This is a genomic window from Anaerophilus nitritigenes (assembly GCF_004138215.1).
Lineage (GTDB): Bacteria > Bacillota > Clostridia > Peptostreptococcales > Thermotaleaceae > Anaerophilus > Anaerophilus nitritogenes.
The window spans coordinates 1-21,029 of record NZ_RYYS01000084.1 but is presented as its reverse complement, the minus strand read 5'-3'; the positions used below and the strand labels follow the sequence as shown (position 1 = coordinate 21,029).

Annotated in this window: 16 protein-coding genes; 3 read left to right on the top strand and 13 right to left on the bottom strand. The window is 27.8% G+C overall.

All coding sequences use genetic code 11. The features are described from left to right. Nucleotides 1–105 precede the first annotated feature (105 nt). Nucleotides 106–2,976: a transglycosylase domain-containing protein gene (locus EK368_RS12410; protein ID WP_165000446.1), complete on the bottom strand. Its 2,871-nt coding sequence runs from the start codon at nt 2,974–2,976 to the stop codon at nt 106–108. 136 nt (nt 2,977–3,112) lie between these two features. After that, nucleotides 3,113–3,421 (bottom strand): hypothetical protein, encoded by a 309-nt coding sequence (locus EK368_RS12405; protein WP_129600172.1) that lies wholly within the window; start codon nt 3,419–3,421, stop codon nt 3,113–3,115. A 360-nt stretch (nt 3,422–3,781) separates the two neighbouring features. On the opposite strand from EK368_RS12405, the gene EK368_RS12400 reads away from it, so the two are divergent. Further along, on the top strand, nt 3,782–5,035 hold the full coding sequence (locus EK368_RS12400; RefSeq protein WP_129600170.1) for a uracil-xanthine permease family protein: 1,254 nt from the start codon (nt 3,782–3,784) through the stop codon (nt 5,033–5,035). A 211-nt stretch (nt 5,036–5,246) separates the two neighbouring features. Further along, nucleotides 5,247–6,878, top strand: a complete 1,632-nt coding sequence (locus tag EK368_RS12395; RefSeq protein ID WP_129600169.1) for an MBL fold metallo-hydrolase RNA specificity domain-containing protein — start codon at nt 5,247–5,249, stop codon at nt 6,876–6,878. An 11-nt stretch (nt 6,879–6,889) separates the two neighbouring features. Here EK368_RS12395 and EK368_RS12390 read toward each other — a convergent pair whose 3' ends face one another. The 3 genes from EK368_RS12390 to EK368_RS12380 all read right to left on the bottom strand — a co-directional run bounded on the left by EK368_RS12390 (nt 6,890) and on the right by EK368_RS12380 (nt 9,061). Next, entirely contained in the window at nt 6,890–7,795 is a 906-nt protein-coding gene (locus EK368_RS12390; RefSeq protein ID WP_129600167.1) for a DMT family transporter, read from the bottom strand. Nucleotides 7,796–7,901: 106 nt separating this feature from the next. Beyond that, nucleotides 7,902–8,738: a CvfB family protein gene (locus EK368_RS12385; RefSeq protein ID WP_129600166.1), complete on the bottom strand. Its 837-nt coding sequence runs from the start codon at nt 8,736–8,738 to the stop codon at nt 7,902–7,904. 146 nt (nt 8,739–8,884) lie between these two features. Further along, nucleotides 8,885–9,061, bottom strand: coding sequence for a Spo0E family sporulation regulatory protein-aspartic acid phosphatase (locus EK368_RS12380; protein WP_129600164.1), 177 nt, complete (start codon nt 9,059–9,061; stop codon nt 8,885–8,887). A gap of 260 nt (nt 9,062–9,321) precedes the next feature. On the opposite strand from EK368_RS12380, the gene EK368_RS12375 reads away from it, so the two are divergent. Beyond that, entirely contained in the window at nt 9,322–9,612 is a 291-nt protein-coding gene (locus EK368_RS12375; RefSeq protein WP_129600163.1) for a hypothetical protein, read from the top strand. Between the two features lie 66 nt (nt 9,613–9,678). On the opposite strand, the gene EK368_RS12370 is transcribed toward EK368_RS12375, so the two are convergent. From EK368_RS12370 to EK368_RS12335, 8 genes are all read right to left on the bottom strand, one after another. Continuing rightward, a complete protein-coding gene (locus tag EK368_RS12370; RefSeq protein WP_129600161.1) occupies nt 9,679–10,497 on the bottom strand; it encodes an EFR1 family ferrodoxin in 819 nt (272 codons plus the stop codon). A gap of 76 nt (nt 10,498–10,573) precedes the next feature. Continuing rightward, nucleotides 10,574–11,422, bottom strand: a complete 849-nt coding sequence (locus EK368_RS15285; protein WP_129600160.1) for a methyl-accepting chemotaxis protein — start codon at nt 11,420–11,422, stop codon at nt 10,574–10,576. A 135-nt stretch (nt 11,423–11,557) separates the two neighbouring features. Then, entirely contained in the window at nt 11,558–13,567 is a 2,010-nt protein-coding gene (locus tag EK368_RS12360) for a methyl-accepting chemotaxis protein (protein ID WP_129600158.1), read from the bottom strand. A 526-nt stretch (nt 13,568–14,093) separates the two neighbouring features. Continuing rightward, complete coding sequence (locus tag EK368_RS12355; RefSeq protein WP_129600157.1) at nt 14,094–14,489, bottom strand: response regulator; 396 nt, start codon at nt 14,487–14,489, stop codon at nt 14,094–14,096. An 11-nt stretch (nt 14,490–14,500) separates the two neighbouring features. Next, complete coding sequence (locus tag EK368_RS12350) at nt 14,501–16,387, bottom strand: ATP-binding protein (protein WP_129600155.1); 1,887 nt, start codon at nt 16,385–16,387, stop codon at nt 14,501–14,503. 128 nt (nt 16,388–16,515) lie between these two features. Further along, complete coding sequence (locus EK368_RS12345; protein ID WP_129600154.1) at nt 16,516–18,072, bottom strand: methyl-accepting chemotaxis protein; 1,557 nt, start codon at nt 18,070–18,072, stop codon at nt 16,516–16,518. Between the two features lie 12 nt (nt 18,073–18,084). Beyond that, nucleotides 18,085–18,585: a chemotaxis protein CheW gene (locus EK368_RS12340; RefSeq protein WP_129600152.1), complete on the bottom strand. Its 501-nt coding sequence runs from the start codon at nt 18,583–18,585 to the stop codon at nt 18,085–18,087. A 42-nt stretch (nt 18,586–18,627) separates the two neighbouring features. Continuing rightward, nucleotides 18,628–20,682 carry a chemotaxis protein CheA gene (locus EK368_RS12335; RefSeq protein WP_129600151.1) on the bottom strand — a complete coding sequence of 685 codons (2,055 nt, stop codon included), beginning with the start codon at nt 20,680–20,682 and terminating at the stop codon, nt 18,628–18,630. Between the last annotated feature and the right edge of the window lie 347 nt (nt 20,683–21,029).

Sequence of the window (21,029 nt, the reverse complement as noted above, 5' to 3'; positions counted from 1 at the left end):
CTCTAATAAAGTAATGGAGCAGGATTATGAACAATCCCACCCCAACTATTGACATAGAGCCTTTTAAAAATGCTACCTCATCTTTGAGGTAGCATTTTTATTGAATTATTCCATAAAAGGGTCTTCACTGGGTTCATCATTAGGTTGTTCATTAGGTTCTTCATCTGGTTTTGTATAAATACCCCCATCAGAAGAATTGTCATTTGTATAGCCATGTTCATTATGCTGTGTACAATATTCTACTGGGGCTGATTCCCCAAAGTCTTTTGGAACAATTCCTCCATTTTTAGAAGGACTATACGGAACTGGCCTTTTTACAAAAATTCTACTTTGTACATAAGCAGAAGGACAATAAGGACTTGCTAGTTTATTTGTTGTAGTATCTACATCTAATAATACATGTGTATCATCATGTTCTTTAGGCTCTGTACCTTTTACAAAATATTCTGTGCGTACATGTCCTGCTTGTCTACTTAATTCTGTAGGAAGCTTTCCAGATTTTGTATCAACAGCAAGAGAAATAATATTGTTTGGCTTTACAAATGTTTTTGCAGGAAGACCTTCATGAATTTGTTTCATAACAGTATTCCAAAGTTTTACACTAGCAGAACTCCCTTTTGATAATTCTATATTAATATCATTCCCAATCCATGTAGCACCTACATAGTACGGAGTATACCCTACAAACCAGGCATCGTAATTATCTGTTGTAGTCCCTGTTTTTCCTGCTACAGGAATTTGAGAATTACCTGAATCTAATCTTGCACTCTTTGCAATACCATTACTTACTACATCTTTTAGCATATCTGTCATAATAAAAGCAGCTTCTTTGCTAATGACTCTATTTTTATAACCGTTATTTTCTAAAATGATATTTCCATCTCTATCCGTAATCTTTATAAAAGATTTTGGTTTAATATATACCCCCTCATTTGCTAAAGATCCATAAGCTCCAGTCATTTCTAAAGGACTAATACCTTGAGTCATTCCTCCTAGAGCTAAAGCAGCTAGATTATTATCAGAGTGAGCTCCACTTTCTTTAACAGTAGTAATCCCCATTTTTTTCAAATAATCTATAGATGTATGGATACCAATTTGTGCTCCAATTTTTACTGGAAGAACATTCATAGATAATTTAAGCCCTTCTCGAAGAGAAGATAATCCATAATATCCTTTATACCAGTTTCTAGGCCATATCTTACCATTTGTGTCATAATGAGGTACATCGTCTACAATATCTGCAGCAGTCCAACCATTATCAATAGCAGGTGCATAGATTGCAATAGATTTAATAGATGATCCAGGTTGTCTCGGATTTAAAGCTCTATTGTATAATCTTTTTCCAGTAACTTCTCTACCTCCTACTAATGCTTTAATTTCTCCAGTACGATAATCCATAATTACCATTGAAGACTGAGGTTGTATAACTCCTTTTTGACTAATAGAGTAATAATCTTTTCCAATTAGTAGGTTCCCTGCTGAATCTTTTTTTGAAAACTCTGGGTTTTCATTTAAAAATTTATAACTTACAATGGCATTTTTTTCATAGTCATATTCTTTGTACTCACTAGGGATTTTAAAACTTCCTCCTTTTAACACGAGTATTTCATTTCCTGAATTTTGTATATAAGAATCCTTTATTACTAATTGAATAGCACTTCTTTGACCATCCACATATAAAGGAACAAAGTTAAGGCGTTTACTTTTTAATAAAACAAGATTTCCTTGCGTATCATATTTAAAGTCTCCTTTTGGAATCATGAATTGTTCTTGAGTATTTACTAAATTAGAATGTTTATAAAGTAAAATAGATTTGTTGTTTTTAGATAAAATATTTCCAGCCCCATCTTTTCTAGCAACTAAATTAGGAAAATTCTTATTTTCTTCATAATTTTTTTCTAATATCTTTTGAATTCTTAAATCCATAGTGCTATAAATTCTAAGGCCTTGATTATATAGCATATTATTTGCTTCTTCTTCATTTTTTCCTAGTTCTTTCATTAAGGCTTGTACTACATCATTTTTTACTTTATCTGTAAAAAAAGATGAAATATCATACATTTCTTTTTTTCCAGGTTTGAAATGATTTTTTAAGTCTTCATTTATTGCTGTATAATATTCTTCTTCTGTAATCTTATTTTGTTCTTTCATAAGTTTTAGTACTAATTCTTGTCTAGGTTTATATCGGTCATCATAGACGAGCGTATATATTTCATCACTATCATCTATAATAAAATGTTTACTAGGATCTACATCTTGTTTTTTTAGAGTTTTAATAGGTGCAAATCTAGTTGGATTTTTAGTAATTCCAGCAATCAATGCACATTCTGCTAAACTTAATTCACTAACATCCTTTGAAAAATAAGTATAAGCAGCTCCTTGTACTCCTTTTGCTCCACCACCTAAATATATGGTATTTAAATACGCTTCCAAAATTTCATTTTTTGTAAGGTGACGTTCAATTTGAATTGCATAATACGCTTCCTTTATTTTTCTTTCTATTTTTTTATCATGACTTAAATAAAGATTTTTAACAAGCTGTTGCGTAATAGTACTTCCTCCTTGAACAGGAGCACCTGCTTTCACATTTTCAATGAAAGCTTTTACAATTCTTTTAAAACTAAGACCATTATGATCTATAAAATCTTTATCTTCAATAGAAACAAAAGCATTTTTTAAATGATCTGGAATATCATTGTATTTTACAATAGTTCTAAGTCCATCTCCTTCTACTTTTTCAATTAAATTTCCTTCACTATCATAGATAAATGAATTTTCATCAAGCAATGTATATATTTTGCTAAAATCTTCTGAATTTGAAGAGTTTATTACAGCAACTACCCATCCTCCTAATATTCCTGCTCCTATAAATGTAACTAAAATCATCATAAGAAAAAACACTTTTAAAAAACTTACTTTTTTCTTTTTCTTTTTTTTGTTGCTACTTCTAGATTTATCTTCATTATTTTCTGCCAAAATTAATCCCCTCCTAAATACAAAAATAAAAATGAACATACCTAAAAATTATTATATCATAGTAAAAATAACTTGTTAATGAAAACCTCAATATAAAAAAGATTTTAAAAATAAAAGTTTGACTTTATGTCAAACTTTAGTTGTTGTTCATGTTATTCATTTGTATTAAGAAAGCCATAGCCATTTCAATCCCTTTTACTAATTCTTCCTCAATCAGTTTTAGATTTTTTTCTTCTGTTCCTTCTTTTACGGTTATTCTACATATATTTTTACCTATTTCAAGTTGAATAAAATCATCTTTTAAAATAGATTGTGCAGACTCCTTAAGCATAGATTTTACTTTTTCATCTTGCAAATAGGTTTCTAGATGATTTTGAAGAGAAATTAAAATCCTTTTTTCTTCATCTAATTTTACATATTTAATAAATTGTTCAAAAGAATCCATATCTACTACCTCCTTTTTAAATACAATATAGCTATTTCATATTATACAAAATAATCCACCCCTTGAAAAGAGATCTATACAACTTTCATAATCTTTTACTAAAATCTATAAAAAATATCAAAGTTCATATTGATTAAAATAAAAAAAAATGATATAATCATAAAAACAGAAAAGATCTTTAATCCAGTCCAGAGAGGCTGGCAAGATGTTGATAAAATGATTATGCTTTTAGAAGATAACTTCTTGCCACTGAGTAAGAAGTTTTTTATTTTATCAAACACCTTTTAATTTGGTCCTGAGAGGCTGAAAAAGGAGAATCGTTTTATAGTTCTCCTTAATACAAAACAAGGAGGTTTTTTTATGTCAGAAAATGTATTGGGAAAATCTAAAGTAGAAGTAAAAGAAAGACCAACAGGCATCGTACTTGTAAAGAAAATGGTATTAGCCCTTCAACATCTTATTGCAATGTTTGGAGCTACTGTATTAGTACCTATCTTAACAGGATTTGATACATCTGTAGCTTTAGTAGCTGCAGGAATAGGCACTTTACTTTTTCATATGGTGACAAAGAAAAAAGTCCCTGTATTTTTAGGATCTTCATTTGCATTTATTCCTGTTATTCTTACAGTAAAAGAAATGTATCATGGAGATTTAAGCTATGTACAAGGTGGAATTATAGTATCAGGACTTATATATGTAATCATGTCTTTTGTAATAGGCAAAGTAGGAGTTTCAAAAATAGAAAAATTTCTTCCACCTCAAGTAGTAGGACCTATGATTATTGTCATCGGACTAAACCTTGTACCTACTGCGTATGAAATGGCGAAAAATAATCTTTTGGTAGCTGCTATTACTTTATCCATAGCACTCATTATCACCTTTAAAGGAACAGGATTTTCAAAGCAACTTTCTATTCTTACAGGCGTGGTAGTTGGTTATTTAGTTTCCTTAAAGTTAGGAATTGTAGATGTAGACATTATTAAAGATGCACCGCTTGTATCTGTTCCACATTTTACACTACCTAAGTTTGATATAGGAGCAATAGCTATAATTGCACCTGTTGTTGTAGCTGTTTTTATGGAACATATTGGAGATATCACAACAAATGGCCAAGTCGTAGGCAAAAATTTTATTGATGACCCAGGACTTAATAAAACTCTTTTAGGAGATGGTCTTGCAACTTTATTTGCAGGGTTCATTGGTGGGCCTGCTAATACTACTTATGGAGAAAATACTGGTGTATTAGCTATAACAAAAAATTATGATCCATCTATATTAAGACTGGCAGCAGTATTTGCAATCTGCCTAGGCTTTATTTCAAAAATAGGAGGATTTTTAAGATCTATTCCAGTACCCGTTATGGGAGGAATCAGTTTAATGCTTTTTAGTATGATTTCTTTAATAGGAGTAAAAACCATCAAAAATAATAAAATAGATTTTAATATAAAAAATATATGTGTTATGGCATCTATTCTTATTTTGGGATTAGGATCTTCTTATATAGAAAAACAATTTGGAATTAGTATAGGTATTCCTATTACAAATACAGTAAAAATTTCAGGATTAAGTTTTGCAGCAATTGTAGGTGTTTTACTAAATATGAAATTGAATTAAAAAATAGCCATGTTCTTTAGAACATGGCTATTTTTAATTCAAGATCACCTTTGCTTTTGCAATAGATGTCTTTTTATTTATTATATGTAAGTATTCACCTGTTTTGAACCTTTTTTATTAATATTTCTTAATTTTATAATTTTTATAATTTCTTTTGAATAGATTAGGGTATAATTATAAAAACTTTTAACTTTTTAAGGAGGTCTTCTCAATGCAAATACAATTTTTAGGAGCATCTAAAGTAGTAACAGGTTCTAATTATTTAATTACTACAGATAAATATAAGCTATTGCTTGATTGTGGCATGTTTCAAGGAAGCAAACAATTAGAAAAACTCAATTTTGAAGATTTTCAATTTAATCCTTCTACAATAGATTTTGTAATCCTTAGTCATGCTCATATTGATCATAGCGGAAGAATTCCTAAATTAGTAAAAGAAGGATTTAAAGGAAAAATAATTAGTACTAAAGCTACCAAAGATTTATGTCATATCATGTTAGTAGACAGTGGTCATATACAAGAATCTGATGCCACTTGGGAAAACAATAAAAGAAAAAGAGCAGGTCTACCTTTTGTAAAACCCCTATATACTGCTAAAGATGCATTGATTAGTCTAAATTATTTTTCATCTGTTTTGTATGATCAAAAAATTGAAATCAATGAAGATATTACTATTCGTTTTAGAGATGCAGGACATATATTAGGTTCTTCTATTATTGAACTTTGGATTACTGAAAAAGGAAAAACTGCAAAAATTGTTTTTTCAGGAGATTTAGGTATTAAAAATAAACCAATTCTTAAAAACCCTGAATATATAGAAGAAGCTGATTACCTAATTATCGAATCTACTTATGGGAATAAAGTTCATGAAAAAAACGAAACAAGCATAAAAAATCTCATTGAAATTATCAATAAAACTACTCTTCGTGGTGGAACTGTAATCATTCCTAGTTTTGCAGTTAATAGAACGCAAGAGCTTGTTTATAAACTCAATAAATATTATGCTCATACAAAGGAACTAGAAGCTTTTATGAAAGTTCCTATCTATGTAGATAGTCCTATGGCTGTATCTGCTACACAAGTTTATAGAGAAAATACTGATTGCTTTGATGAAGAAACAAAAAAACAAATTCTAAATGGAGATGATCCTTTTAATTTTGAAAATCTTTACTATGTAAAAAGTCAACAAGAATCTATGAGATTAAATAGTCAGTCTTATCCTAAAGTTATTCTTTCTGCTAGTGGTATGTGTACAGCAGGGCGAATCCTTCATCATCTGAAGCATAATTTGTGGAAAAAGAAAAATAGTGTAGTATTCGTAGGTTATCAAGCGGAAGGAACTCTTGGAAGGCAATTAAAGGAAGGAGCAAAAAAAGTAAAATTACTGGGTGAAGAAGTTGTAGTAGAAGCAGAAATTTATAGTATAGAAGGTTTTTCAGGTCATGCAGACCAAAATGATTTAATAGATTGGATGAAAGGTTTTAAAAAACTTCCAAAAAAAGTTTTTATTGTTCATGGAGAAGAAGATTCCTCTCAAGCCTTTTCAGATCTTATACAAGAAAAATTTCATATAGATACAATCATTCCAAATATAGGCTATGTATTTGAAATCAAAGATAATATGCTTACAAGTTACTCAAAAGAAATTCTAGAACCTATTAAGAAAAAAGAAAATATTATTAAAGAATTGCAAGAAATATATACGGTATTTGATAATTTAGTATATAAAACAGATCTTTTGATTGATGAAAAAATGCTTAAAAAAGATTACGATAAATTAAAAAATAAACTTTTAGAATTAAATCAAAAGCTTATGGATATTAATATGTTCTTAAGTAAATAAAAGATAGGCATCTATTTTAATAGATGCTTATCTTTTTCAATACCTTCTGACCCTTTTATAATCCCATAAATAGATAAAATAATTAAACAACTACCAATGATTGTATTCCAGGTAATTTTATCTCCAAATAAAATACAACTTAGAATAATGCTTGTAATAGGTTCAAAAGTACTTAATATGGATGTATTAGAAGGTCCGATCATTTTAATTCCTATAGCAAAATTTAATAACCCCAAAGTAGATGCGATAGTGATAGCAAAAATAGGAATAAAGGAATACATATTCTTTGGAAATATCAAATTTTGTGTAAATATACCAAATAAAAATATACTTCCCGAAGAAAAAATAGAAATGTAAAAAGTTAGAATAATACTATCTATATCTTTTATTTTTATATTATGTCCAATTTCTAAAATATAAATAGAATAAAATATTCCCGAAACCAACGCAAGCATAACTCCTAACATATTTAATTTTATAGAATTAAATCCTATCAATACATAAACTCCCATAACAGAAAGAATCAATGATATTATTTTTGTCTTATACAGTTTTTCTTTAAATATTAAAAAAGATAGAAAAATCACTACAGCAGGATATATAAAATGCAATATAGTAGAAAGTCCTACTGAAATATATTGATAAGATAAAAATAAAGTTAATGAAGTTAAAGATGATCCTACAATCCCCGTAAAAAGCAAGGTTAAAAAAGTATTTTTTCCCACTTTTATATTTATTTTCTTTTTTAAAAAATAACAACCTAATAATATCCCTGAAAAAAGGAATCTAAAAAATACAACAGTAATTGCATTCACTCCCCCATTATATGCATAAGTTGCAAAAATAGGCATAGTACCAAAAGAAAGAGCTGAAAAAATAGCACATAGAGTACCTTTCATATTCATTTGATCATTCATTTTAATTACCCCTCTGTTTATTTATTATACCATTTATTTCTATTATACCTTTTAAATACATAAAAAACATCTACCCTTTTTAGTAGATGTTTCTCTTATATGAAGATTATATTTTTTCTATTCCTTCATCTGTAAATTTAATTTTACCTTCCTTTAATAGTCTTCCTATAGCTCTTTTGAATGCATTCTTACTCATATTTAATTCTTCTTTTATTCTCGTTGGGGAAGTTTTATCATTAAGATGAAGCACACCCATTGATCTGTCTAATTGATCTAAAATAATATGTACATCTTCATCCATTTGTTTGTAAGCTTTTTTTCTTAAACTCAAATCTAACTTTCCATCTTCTTTTACTTTAACAACTCTAGCTTCTACTTCATCTCCACACATATAATCTCCATAAAATTCATTTTGGGGAATGAGTCCATGATACTTTAAGTCAACTGCTACAAAAGCACCTATTTCTTTTTTTACTTTGTATATAGTACCAGTTACTTGATCATTTTCTTTATAGGTTGATTGATCATCTAATAATTTATAAACATCCATAGTAGCACATAATCTATCACTTTTATCTGTATATAAAGAAACTAAATAACTTCTTCCTACTTGTACCTTATTTGTTTGTTCCTTAAAGGGTAAAAATAAATCCTTTTCTAATCCCCAATCTAAAAAAGCACCTATTTGAGTTGTCTCTATCACTTTTAATTTCTCTAATTCTCCAAGAGTTATTTTAGGTTTTTTAGTAGTAGCAATCATTCTATCCTCAGAATCCCTATAGACAAATACTTCTATTTCATCTCCTACTTTTATATCCTTTGGTACTTGCTTTTGTGGTAATAAAATATCATCATTTTCTTCATTCTCTGTTTGATTTAAATATATTCCTATAGAAGTACTTCGAATTACTTTTAATATTTGTATTTTTCCTAATTCAATCATACCGCACCTTCTTTCCTATATTCTATTTTTCCCTTATTTTTATAAAATAAATCAACATTTCTCAAAACTTCCTTTATTGTATCATACTCCTTTAAAACGACAAACTTATTTTTAAAATAACTTTTTATACAACTATTGTTTTGGTGCTATTTTCTTTTTATAATTTTATAATACTTAATAATAAGTTGATCCATATCTTCACTCATTTTTAATTTATCCTTAAAATCTATTTCATAATCTATATAACATTGATTCAGTTTTTCTCTTAATCTTTTAATTTCTTTTTTTATTTCTTCTATCTCCTTATTTTCTTTATCTCTCATATTTTCCCCCTTACTCTCTTTTTATTAGTATAAAATATACCCACAATGATCATATTATAAAGATAAATCTTTCTACAAATATCTTACTATTTTTATGATTAAACCCTAAACTTCTAGGGCTTTATCTTATTTTTGAAAATTTTTTACTTATCATTCCCATTTTATTTTTATATTATTTAAAATTTTAAGAAATTAAAGGATTTTTCAAACAATTACAGAATAAATATATATAATATCATTTTAAATAATGGAGGGATTATATGAATAGAGAAGGATTTAATCAGTTTTTAATGAACTCTAATCAAAAAGAAGCAGAAATTTTAATTCAAGCTGCTGAAAATTTAGAATCATCCTACCAAAAAAGTTTGGATGAGATCACTGTAAATGAAGAAAATGCACAAAAATTTCGTATTACTTTGTATCTTGATGAAAATTTAACTCCTGCAGATAAAAGGTCATTTCCTGATGTAGTAAAATTGTATTATGAATTCGTACATAAAAAATCACTACCACCTATAAAAGCAAGAGGAAAAGGACAAAAACATGGATAATAAAAAATAGAGTAGGGAAATTTGTCTTCCTGCTCTATTTTTATATAATATATGAAATTTTTAGGGTTATATAAATAGTTCTGGTGTTTTCCTAGAAGCATACTCTTCTTCTAATTCATATTTGTGTCTTAAATAATCTTCATCATCATAATACTTAGCATTACTAGGACATTTTTTAATACATGCTCCACATTTAATACAAATTCCATTAAATTTAGAAACATCCTCAAAATCAATTGAACCCATAGGACAGACTTCTACGCAAATTTTACAATTTTTGCAATTGTTATTTGTTTTAGGCTTTACTTTTCTGATATCAACTGGTGTACCACTTCTATCTCTAGGCATATAATATTTTCTATATGGTGTATTTCCTTTTACTATTACACTTTCAATCGGAGATTGAGTTGCAATCTTTTTATATATTTCATCAGCAAACTTATTAACTATATCCATATCTTGTTGATCAGGTCTGTTTTTTGCAAGAGTCTTAGAAAAAGAATGTTCTCCTACAAATGCTGCCCCTCCCATCACATTAAAACCATTACTCTCAAGAATATCTTTTAATTCTATTAAAGCATCATCATAATTTCTATTTCCATAAAGAACTACAGCAACTGCCAATGCACCATTTCCTTCAATAGTATTTAAATATTTTAATAATACATTAGGAACTCTTCCAGCATAAACTGGTACTCCTACAATCACCACATCTTCTTCTGTAAAAGATACCGTAGTTTCTCTTACTTTCGGTAATGTAAAATCAATATTATTCAAATGATCTTGATTTCCCATTCTCTCTAAAACTTTATTTCCTATTCCTAATACTACTTTTTTTGTTGTATCTGTAGCACTAAAATACATTGTATTGATTCTTTTGTTCACAAAAAAAACCCCCCTAGATATTTTTTTATATATTTCAAAAGTATTTGGTCTATTTAAATACTTCTAATGATATATATTATTTATATCTTTCCACAAACATTTCTAATGCTCTCACAGAAGTATTAATTTGATCCATACTAGATGATATTTCTTCTGTAGAAGCTGCTTGTTCTTCACTAATTGCTCCTGTACTCTCTATTGTATTACTAATATGACCTACAGTAGTATTCATTTCTGTAATTATTTTTTGAATGTTTTTGACTGCATCTTGAGATTGATCTGCTAATTTTCTTATTTCTTCTGCTACTACGCCAAATCCACGTCCATTTTCTCCTGCCCTAGCTGCTTCTATAGCAGCATTTAGACCTAATAAATTAGTTTGCGTTGCAATACCTTTTATAAATTCTAGAATTTCTGTAGTATCATTTTGCTTTTTATTTAATTCTTGAACACGCATAATTGCATTTTGTCCTGTTTCAGCCAAATTCTCTGCAGATGATGCAACTTGATTAATACTTTCAGTTACTTGTTTAACAACTTTTGCTAGGTTTGTAATGCTCTCCGTAAGATTCTTACTATTTGCAAAATCTATTCCAGAGCTTAAGGTTCCTATCACTTCATGATTTAGACCATATATAGGTGTAAAAATAGTTTTTATCTCTCTACCATATACCTCTGCTGGCACATCTGCAAAAGTTTCTTTTTCATAACGAATACATTCTTCTATAGTTTTGATACCTTTTATAGATTTTCCCTCTGATAAATCTAGCTCAAATTCATTTGCTCGATGATATCCTATATACGTTTCTAAATCTGTAAGACCAACTACCATATCCTCATGAACAATTTTATTTAAATATGGAAGTACTAATTTAAATGCAGCTAATATATCCTCATTTGTTTCAAAATTTCGGGAATTATTCATCTTGTATATTCCTCCTTATATATTAGATCAAACTATATATTGATTTATTATAATTTGATCATATCCTAATCATATCAAATTATTTTGTAATCGTCTTAAAATCATCTAAAATTAATGTAAAATTATCTTAAAAATTTATATTTTAAATTTACTTACTAATCCATTTAACTCTTGGGCTAGATCTGCTAATTGTTCACTAGAATTTGCCACCTCTTCAATAGATGCTGTTTGTTCCTTTACTGAAATTGAAACTTGTTCTGTTGCTGCTGCATTTTGTTGAGCAATTGATGATAAATTATCAACAATAGATACCATTTCATTTTTTTTATTTTCAATTTCTTGGCCAGATTTATTTAAGCTATTTATAACTTTTTTAGTGTTTTCTATAGATTGTGCTATTCCCTCTAATTTTTCCTTCATATGCATAACTTGATCTGTTTGTTCTTTTACTACTTCTTCTGAATTTATCATAGTATCTACAGCATAAGCTGATTTTTGTGTAAGTGCTAAAACAACATTTCTAATTTCTTCTGTAAATTGGTTTGTATCTTCTGCCAATTTTCTTATTTCCTCTGCAACTACTGCAAAACCTCTGCCATATTCTCCTGCTCGTGCAGCCTCAATAGCCGCATTTAATGCTAATAGATTCGTCTGCTCTGCTATAGATTGAATCATAGAGCTTGCCCCTTCTATTTGCTTAGCACTTTCATTTGTACCAATTATGATCTCTTTTATTTCTTTAGAATTTTCTATACTTTCTTCTGTTTTAGATACTAATGACAAAACAGACTCTATCCCCTCATTTTTCAAATGATCTACTTCATCTGTAGATAAATTTAATTTTTTCATATAATCTTGATTTTGATTTAATACTTTACCCATTTGTTCCATAGCATCATCACCTTTTTGTGAATCTTTTGCTTGAGAGGATGCACCTGTTGCTATTTCTTCTATCGTATTTTCTACTTCATCTGAAAATTTTGCAGATTGTTGAGATATTGCCATAAGTTCTTGAGAGGAAGCTGATACATGAGTCGATACCTCATATGTTTTTCTAACCAAATCTGTAAAATTACTTTGTAATTTTGCAAGTGCATTTGTAATTTTCCCTATTTCATCTTTTCTGTCCATATATTTAGTAGCCTCATCTTCTACAAAAGTAAGATCATAATTTGAAACTCTCTCAATATGACCCGTTAATAATGTGATTGGCTTGACTAAACTTCCACTTACCCAGTATGTAATCATTACTCCTATTGTTGCTGCTATGAAAACAAATACTATAAGTAAATTTCTAAGATGATTTACTTCTTGTAAGATCTCTTGAGTCTCCATTCCAATAGTAATCACCCAATGTGAATTTTGTATAGGTGCAAATCCAACAATGTTTTTCACTGTATCATAGCTATAATCTCCACTTCCTGCTTCTCTTTTTAAAATTTTATTTTCTATAAGGTTGGCCAAACTCATAAAAGCTGGATTTTCTTTGGCAGTTTGTACAATGTTACTTTGATTTAAAACAAGTTCTCTATTTTTATGGCCTACAGTATTTCCTTGATCATTAATAATAATTCCGAATCCTGTTTTTCCATAGTTTACATTCTCTGCAATATCACTTAGAAAAGTTCCTTCTCTTCTTCCATAGAATACTCCTTGAATTTCACCACTTTCTATAATAGGAGCTGCAAAAATTACTACCAATTCACCTGTAACTTTACTAATTATTACATCTGAAACTGTCACTTCACCTTGCATAGCCTTCTGATAATAACCTCTATCTTTTAAATTTGCTGTACTTCTCTCCATATCAAAGGTAACAGATTCTCCATTTTTATCTATAAAAGCAAATCCTAAATATCCTGTTCTTTTTGCTTCATTTTGAAAGTAACTCACCTTTTCTTCCCAAGGAATTTTTTCATCTAAAATAATTTTGTTTTGAGCAAAAGCATCAATATATCTTAACTGTTCATCTACTTTTGATTGAACATATTTTGCTTCTAAAATTGCCATTTTTTCGAATTTATCATGAGCCTCTTTAATTAAATTATTTGTAACTACTTGGATAGCTACAAAACCTACCCCTAATGCGATCAAAAGTATTACCGTAGTAAAAATAATAATAAGTCTAGTTTTTATTGATTTCATTTTTTCACTTCTTTCTTTATTATATTTGAAAATTTTTCATATTCATTATATTATAAAAAAAAGGTTCTCTCAACTTGATTAAAATGAATATACACTTTTCATCATAAATATTTAACTTTTTTAAGATTTCCTTTATCAAGTTTTTATTATTGTTATATACTAACTTTGGAGCTATTTTATATAAATATCTTTTTTCTAGTCTTTCAGTAAATCTTTGAGCATCTTTACTAAAAAGTCCTATATTTATAGCTGGTAACCTTAATTTTTTGCGTATTTTTTAAAGGAAGAGCATAATCTACTCCAAATGATGGCATATTATTTTTAAGTACCGATATTACCCTATCGTCATTTACTGCAGATGCATAACTTAAATCTGATATATAGCTAGAATTTTTTACGCACAATATTATATTTTCTCAAAAAAATCTCCTTAAGACTAAATATGGTATCCATCTTAGCCTTAAAGAGCTATATTTTTACATTCTTGCTTATATTAATTTTTAAGTATCAATTGTACCTTATTTTATCATATCTTAAATCCAATTTTTTTCATCACTTCTACTAATTTATTCATATCTATTGGCTTAGATGCATAAGCTTCACATCCATATTCAAAAGCTTCTTGTACATATTCTGTATCAGAAAGAGCGGTAGTCATAATAATTTTTACCTGTTCTTCACTTTTTACATGATTTTGTTGCTCAATTTTTCTAATAGTTTTTAATACTTGCAACCCATCAAATTTAGGCATCATAATATCTAAACAAATCAGATCATAATATGATTTGTCTTTAATAGATAACATATATGCCTCTATAGCTTCCATGCCATCAATAACTAAGTCACATTCACCATATTGAGATAAAAATTTGTTAAGAACTTTTCTACTTATCATATCATCCTCAGCAATTAATATTTTCATATGATCCTCCCCTATATAATTTTTTCACATACAGTATTGACAATATTTAATATTCCATGTTTATCCTCTTTCCTAGATAAAAGTTTAATCTTAAATATACTTTCTCTTAGCTCCTCTACTGCTACGACTTTTTCAAGCCAACTTTCTAAATTTATACACAACTGTTCTACTTCATCAAATTTATTGAATTCTAATGATTTATGGATAAGATCTATATGTTTTTCCATCATTTGTTTTTCTTTATCAATATATTGATCTTTTCTTAACATATCAAAAATCATTGTCTCTAGCTTTTTAAGATGAATAGGCTTAGATATATATTCATCTATCCCTTTTTCTAAAAATTTTTCTTTATCGCCATGAAGTGCAAAAGCTGTAATAGCTATGATTGGAGTTTTTTTATTATTTTTTTCTAATTTTCTTATTTCTTTACTTGCTTGTACTCCATTCATAATAGGCATCTGTATATCCATTAAAATTAAATCATATCTTTTCTTTTTAAAACATTCTATTCCTTCTAATCCATTTTGAGCAATATCTACAAAATATCCTTTTTCTTTTAAAAATTTAAAAAGAAGCGATTGATTTACTATGTCATCTTCTATAATAAGTATATTTGCCTTTTTAAAATTATTTTGATATTCATATAAGTTATTTTCTATTTTTACTTTTTTGTTTTTATTATCATTTGCAATTTTAAAAGATAATAAAAAATAAAATTCACTGCCTTCATTCTCTTTGCTTCTAAAATCAATGCTCCCTCCCATTACCTCAATAATTTGTTTAACAATCACAAGTCCTAATCCAGTTCCTTTATGTTTCTTTGTTAAGCTAGAATCTAATTGACTAAATCTTTCAAATAATTTCTTTTGATTTTCTGGTGAAATTCCTATTCCTGTATCTTTAATAGAAAAAAGAATTTTTTCTTTTTGATTCTCTGATGACATTTTTTTTATATTTACAACTACTTTACCTTTGTCTGTAAATTTAATAGCATTGTGAATTAAATTATTTAATATTTGTGTCAGTCTATAAGGATCTCCTACTAATTGTTTAGAAATATTTTCATCTTTTTGAATAATAAATTCAATTTTTTTTTCTTTTGCTGCAATTGTATTTGGTTTCTTAATATTATTTAAAATGATATCTATATCAAATTTTATATTCTGAATCAAAAGTCTTCCAGCTTCAATCTTTGAAAAATCTAATATATCATCAATAATATTTAATAATGTATTTGCACAATTTTTTGCCGTATATAAATTTTCTCTTTGTTCTTTATTAAGATTTGTCATTAAGGTTAGATCAATCATTCCTACAATTCCATTAATAGGTGTTCTAATCTCATGACTCATATTCGCAAGAAAAGATCCTTTTGCTTTATTTGCTAATTCAGCCTCTTCCTTTGCTTTTTTTAAATTTTCTTCATATTCTATTTGAGAAGTTATATCCTCTACTGCTATAAACACCTCTTTTTTTTTATTTGTATCAATAGGAACAAAACTCAATTTAAACCACACAGTTTTCTTTTCTTCTTGAATAAGAAAAGTCTTTTTTATAATTTTATGAGTTGATCTCTCATTTTTCAATAAAAAATCATGAATTGTTTTCCTTATTTCACAAAATTGACAAAGTTCTTCACTTCCACATCCTTTATCATTTGAAACAATACAGTTTAGACCATCTCCTAATTGTTTTCCAATCATATTGTCTTCCTTAGATTGAAACATTCTAAGGATAGACTCATTTACTTTGTAAATTTCTCCTTGATCATTTAAAGCAATCATACCTATTGGCATATTTCTAAATACACTTTCTAAATTTTTAGTCTCTAAATTTTTTTTTTCTATTGTTTTTATATCTAATTCTTTTAATATATGGTAATCTTTTGCTTTCATAGGGTAGACCTCCTTTGCCACCGTTTATTTCATAACCTATTTCATATTGTAAAATTCATTATTTAAATTTATTTTTTATTTCTTTCTTGCTATTCTCATCAAAATCATTTTCATATAATATTATTTTGTTATCTATTTTTTAATTTAAATTTTTTAACCTGCTCTTTCATAGTATCTGCTTGACTATATAGCTGCTCACTAGCAGCAGCTGTTTGTTGAGAAATTGCAGCAGTATTTTGTATTACATCTGCTATTTGACTAATACCTTTTGTTGTCTGATCAATAGATATAGCTTGTTCATCAGATGCTCTTGAGATTTCTTGAATAAGCTCTGCTGCATGAGAAATTGCTTCGACTATTTTTTGAAGTGCCTCTTCTGTCTTATTGGCAATCACTGTTCCGTTTTCTACTTTCTTAATAGAATTTTCAATCATTTCTGTAGTTTCTTTTGCTGCTTTTGCAGATCTTGCTGCCAAATTTCTTACTTCTTCTGCAACTACAGCAAAACCTTTTCCATGTTGACCTGCTCTTGCTGCTTCTACTGCCGCATTTAAAGCTAATATATTTGTCTGAAACGCTATTTCATCAATTACTTTTATTATTTTTGAAATATTATTAGAAGAATTGTTAATTTCTAACATAGCTTGTAACATTTGTATCATTTGTTCATTCCCATGATTTGCATGTATCTTTGATTCCTCTGCTAATTCCTTTACTTTTACAGCATACGTAGCATTTTTTTTCGCTTGTTCTGATATTTCTTCTGCTGACGCTGTCAATTCTTGTATGGCACTTGCTTGTTCCATTGATCCTTCAGATAAAGATATACTAGAATCTGCCACTTGTTTAGATCCTTCTGACACTTGATCTGCTGCCAAATTAATATGAGACATAACTTGATTTAAGTTTATACTCATATCATTAAAATTTTGTGTAAGATTTCCAAATTCTTCTTTTGTATGAATATCTATCTCTATATCTAAATTTCCATCTGCTATTTGTTGAGTAGCTTGAATCAATTTTTTTATAGGATTTTTAATACTTCTAGTAATAAATAGCCCCAGCCCTATAGAGAATATAATTGCTATGCTTATAAATATTATCATAATTATACTTGCATTTTGTGCTGCATTGGAATTGCTCTGGTATGTTTTTTTTGCTGTTTGTACCTTCATCTCCACCATTTTTCTATATGAATTTTCCATTTCTTTTCTTGTATTTTCTGCTTCTGCTCCATTCATCAAAACTATAGCTTCATGTTTATATCCATTTTTAGATAATTCAATAACTTTTTTCATAATTTCATCATATTTTATTTTATTTTGTTTTAATTCATGAGTAAGTTTTCTTCCTTCTTCTGAAAATAATGTAGTTTCATATTTTCTAATATTTGTATCAAACTCTTCATTTCTTTCTCTGATTCTATTTTCATAATCTTCTATCATAAATGGATCTTCAGTAAGTATGATATCCTTTATATTTCCTCTCATTCTGTGATATGCTTCTGTATAAATTACCTTTTGTGCTAACGGAACTGTCATAGTTTCATACATTGCTCTATCACGTTCCTTCATTTCATCTAAATAAATCATACCTACTATTCCAACAACAGTAGTAATCATCGACACTATAATAAATCCTAACATTAATTTTATTCCTACTTTAAAATTAGCGTACCATTTCATAAAATCTCCCCCTTATTTATTTTGTTTCATATTCATGATAGTCTCTATTTCTTCATCATTTAATAACCTTTCACAGTCTATGAGAAGCTTTATTTTATCTCCTACTTTTCCTATCCCTTTCATAAATCTATTTCTTGTTGTATTCATTTGAGGTGGATCAACAATATCTAGCTCTGGTATATCTATCACATCAGAGACTTGATCTACCGCAAGACCCACTACACTATCTGCTACATAAATCACAATCAAACAGGTTCGATCTGTATATCTTTTAAAAGTTTTTTTAAATCGAGTTCTTACATCCATAATAGGAATAATTCTTCCTCTAAGATTAATAATTCCTTTTATATATTCTGGTAAATCTGGTACCTCTGTGATTGGCTGTATACTTATAATCTCAATTACATATTCTATTAAAATTGCATAATCTTCATTTTCAACTTCAAATATTAAATATTTATCCTTTTGTGTATCTTCTTTGAATTCATTTTCATAAAATATTTCTTTCTCCATTTATACCACCTCTTTTCTAAATCTAATTTCTAGAATTTATATTTAAAATATATTTTGAATATCTAAAATCAAACTAATACTTCCATCTCCTAAAAGAGTGCATCCTGCAAGTCCTTTAATATTTTTCTTTTGTTTAATATATTGAGGCAAAGATTTTACAACTACTTGTTGTTGTCCGATCAGCTCATCTACAAATAAGGCAATTGATTTTTGATCTTGTTTAACAATTACTAATATACCTGCTGATAATTCTGTTATATTTGTTTTTACATGATAGTATTCATAAAGTCTAACAATTGGATAACACTCTCCTCTGATCATAACCATTTCATTTCCGTCTGGATCTTTAATACAATGCTCTTTTTCTGGTCTAAAAGATTCTTGAATAGAAATGATAGGAATAGTATATTTAGATGTACCCACCTTTACATTCATTCCATCAATAATTGCTAATGTAAGGGGTATCTCCATAATAATAGTAGTTCCTTCTCCTTCTATACTATCTACTGATAAAGTTCCTCTGACTTCTTCCAATCCTTTTGCCACTACATCCATACCTACTCCTCGTCCTGAAAATTCAGTAACATTTTCTTTTGTTGAAAATCCTGGAAGTACAATTAAATTATATATTTCTTTATCAGTCATTTCTTCTATAGGTTTAGTAAGCAAATTTTTTTCTTGAGCTTTTTGTAATATTTTTTCTTTGCTAAGTCCTTTTCCATCATCTTGAACAATAATAAGTACGTCACTACCAGAGTTTTTTGCCTCTAACGTTACTGTTCCAAAAAACTCTTTTTGTTTTTTTATTCTTTCTTCTTTATGTTCTATGCCATGATCAATAGCATTTCTAATCAAATGCATAATAGGATCTGATATATGTTCAATAATATTTTTATCTACTTCTGTATCTTCTCCTATTAATTTTAGTTGTACATCTTTATTTAACTTTTTACACATATCTCTAGTAATTCTATGCATTTTCATAAATGTATTAGATAAAGGCACCATTCGAATAGACATAACTACATCTTGAATTTCGTTTGTTATTTTATGAAGTTGTCTTGCAGCTTTATTAAAATTTTCTAATTCCATATTTTGTATTTCAGGATTTTGAGTAACCATGGCTTCTGCTATAACCATTTCTCCCATTAAATCCATTAAATGATCTAATTTTTTCACATGTACACTCATGAAACTTTCTTTGATTCCTTTTATATCACATTGTACATCTTCTGTTTTTATATTTTCTTTATTCATTTTTGGTATTTTTATATCCTCTGAATTTACAATTAATGTTTGGGGATTGTGATTGATAATTTCATCTTCTAGTTTATACTCTTCTTCTAATTCTTCTATTTCTAAACTTTTTAAAAAAATAGTCTTATTTACCATCTGATAAATTTCATCATATTCTTTATCCGTTTTTATCCATATTTCAAAACCATTTTCTCTAATTTTCTCAGTACTATCCTCATCTATAATATCTTCAGGTATATGTTTTATTGTTTCACAATTATTTTTTAAATTTTGAATCATTGTAAAAGCTCTAATATTTTCCATTTCACATCTATCTTCAAAGAAAATTTTCATTCTAAATTTATAATGTTTTTCTGATATCTTAGATAAATCTGGAGCTATATAATATTGAGGCTTTTCAGTAAATATTTCTTGTTTGATTTCTTTTTCTAAACAATCTTTATCCTTTAAACTATTTAGATAGTTGTTAATTTTTTCTATGATTAACGAAGGATTTCCATCTACTTTCTCATGTTTTTTAATTTTTTCAAGCTCCCCTTGAATAAAATCAATTTCTTCTAAAATTAAATCACATATAACCGCATTATCTATTTTTATATCCTGCTTTTCTCTAATAAAATAAAATAAATCTTCCATAGAATGAGCCAAAACTTCTATTTCATTAAATAACATCATAGCTGAAGATCCTTTAATATTATGCATACATCTAAATATTTCATGGATTTCTTCTTGTGTAAACTCTCCCTTTCCTTCACTTTCTATAGCAATAGATTCCAATTGCTCAATAAGTTGACTTGTCTCAAATATATACATATCTAGCATAGGTATATAATCCAACATCTATATCCCTCCATACTTATTTATTTTATCCTTATCATTTAAATCTTTTTGCATACTTTTATATCTTTTATTCATTGTATGCGTTTTTCTTTCATGAATATAATACGATTGATGCAAACTCCAAATATGTTTTTCTATTAGTTCTTTACATTGCTTTTCATGAAGATTTTTTATTTTTTAATGTATCATGATCCATAATTTCTTTTTCGATATTTTTAAAAAATTATTTATTTTTAAAATTTTATGTATTTTTTAAGTTATACCCTCCTTTGATTCTTAAAAACATAAGGTTCTATAATAAATGTTGGGGTGAATAACTCCAACATTTAATTTTTTGCAAAAAAATA

Coding starts and splice junctions, on each gene's coding strand:
- EK368_RS12340 (WP_129600152.1), bottom strand. CDS start 18,585: ATGGAGAAAGAAATATTTTATGAAAATGAATTCAAAGAAGATACACAA.
- EK368_RS12400 (WP_129600170.1), top strand. CDS start 3,782: ATGTCAGAAAATGTATTGGGAAAATCTAAAGTAGAAGTAAAAGAAAGA.
- EK368_RS12350 (WP_129600155.1), bottom strand. CDS start 16,387: ATGAAAGCAAAAGATTACCATATATTAAAAGAATTAGATATAAAAACA.
- EK368_RS12345 (WP_129600154.1), bottom strand. CDS start 18,072: ATGAAATGGTACGCTAATTTTAAAGTAGGAATAAAATTAATGTTAGGA.
- EK368_RS12335 (WP_129600151.1), bottom strand. CDS start 20,682: ATGTTGGATTATATACCTATGCTAGATATGTATATATTTGAGACAAGT.
- EK368_RS12380 (WP_129600164.1), bottom strand. CDS start 9,061: ATGAGAGATAAAGAAAATAAGGAGATAGAAGAAATAAAAAAAGAAATT.
- EK368_RS12405 (WP_129600172.1), bottom strand. CDS start 3,421: ATGGATTCTTTTGAACAATTTATTAAATATGTAAAATTAGATGAAGAA.
- EK368_RS12375 (WP_129600163.1), top strand. CDS start 9,322: ATGAATAGAGAAGGATTTAATCAGTTTTTAATGAACTCTAATCAAAAA.
- EK368_RS12360 (WP_129600158.1), bottom strand. CDS start 13,567: ATGAAATCAATAAAAACTAGACTTATTATTATTTTTACTACGGTAATA.
- EK368_RS15285 (WP_129600160.1), bottom strand. CDS start 11,422: ATGAATAATTCCCGAAATTTTGAAACAAATGAGGATATATTAGCTGCA.
- EK368_RS12355 (WP_129600157.1), bottom strand. CDS start 14,489: ATGAAAATATTAATTGCTGAGGATGATATGATAAGTAGAAAAGTTCTT.
- EK368_RS12395 (WP_129600169.1), top strand. CDS start 5,247: ATGCAAATACAATTTTTAGGAGCATCTAAAGTAGTAACAGGTTCTAAT.
- EK368_RS12390 (WP_129600167.1), bottom strand. CDS start 7,795: ATGAATGATCAAATGAATATGAAAGGTACTCTATGTGCTATTTTTTCA.
- EK368_RS12385 (WP_129600166.1), bottom strand. CDS start 8,738: ATGATTGAATTAGGAAAAATACAAATATTAAAAGTAATTCGAAGTACT.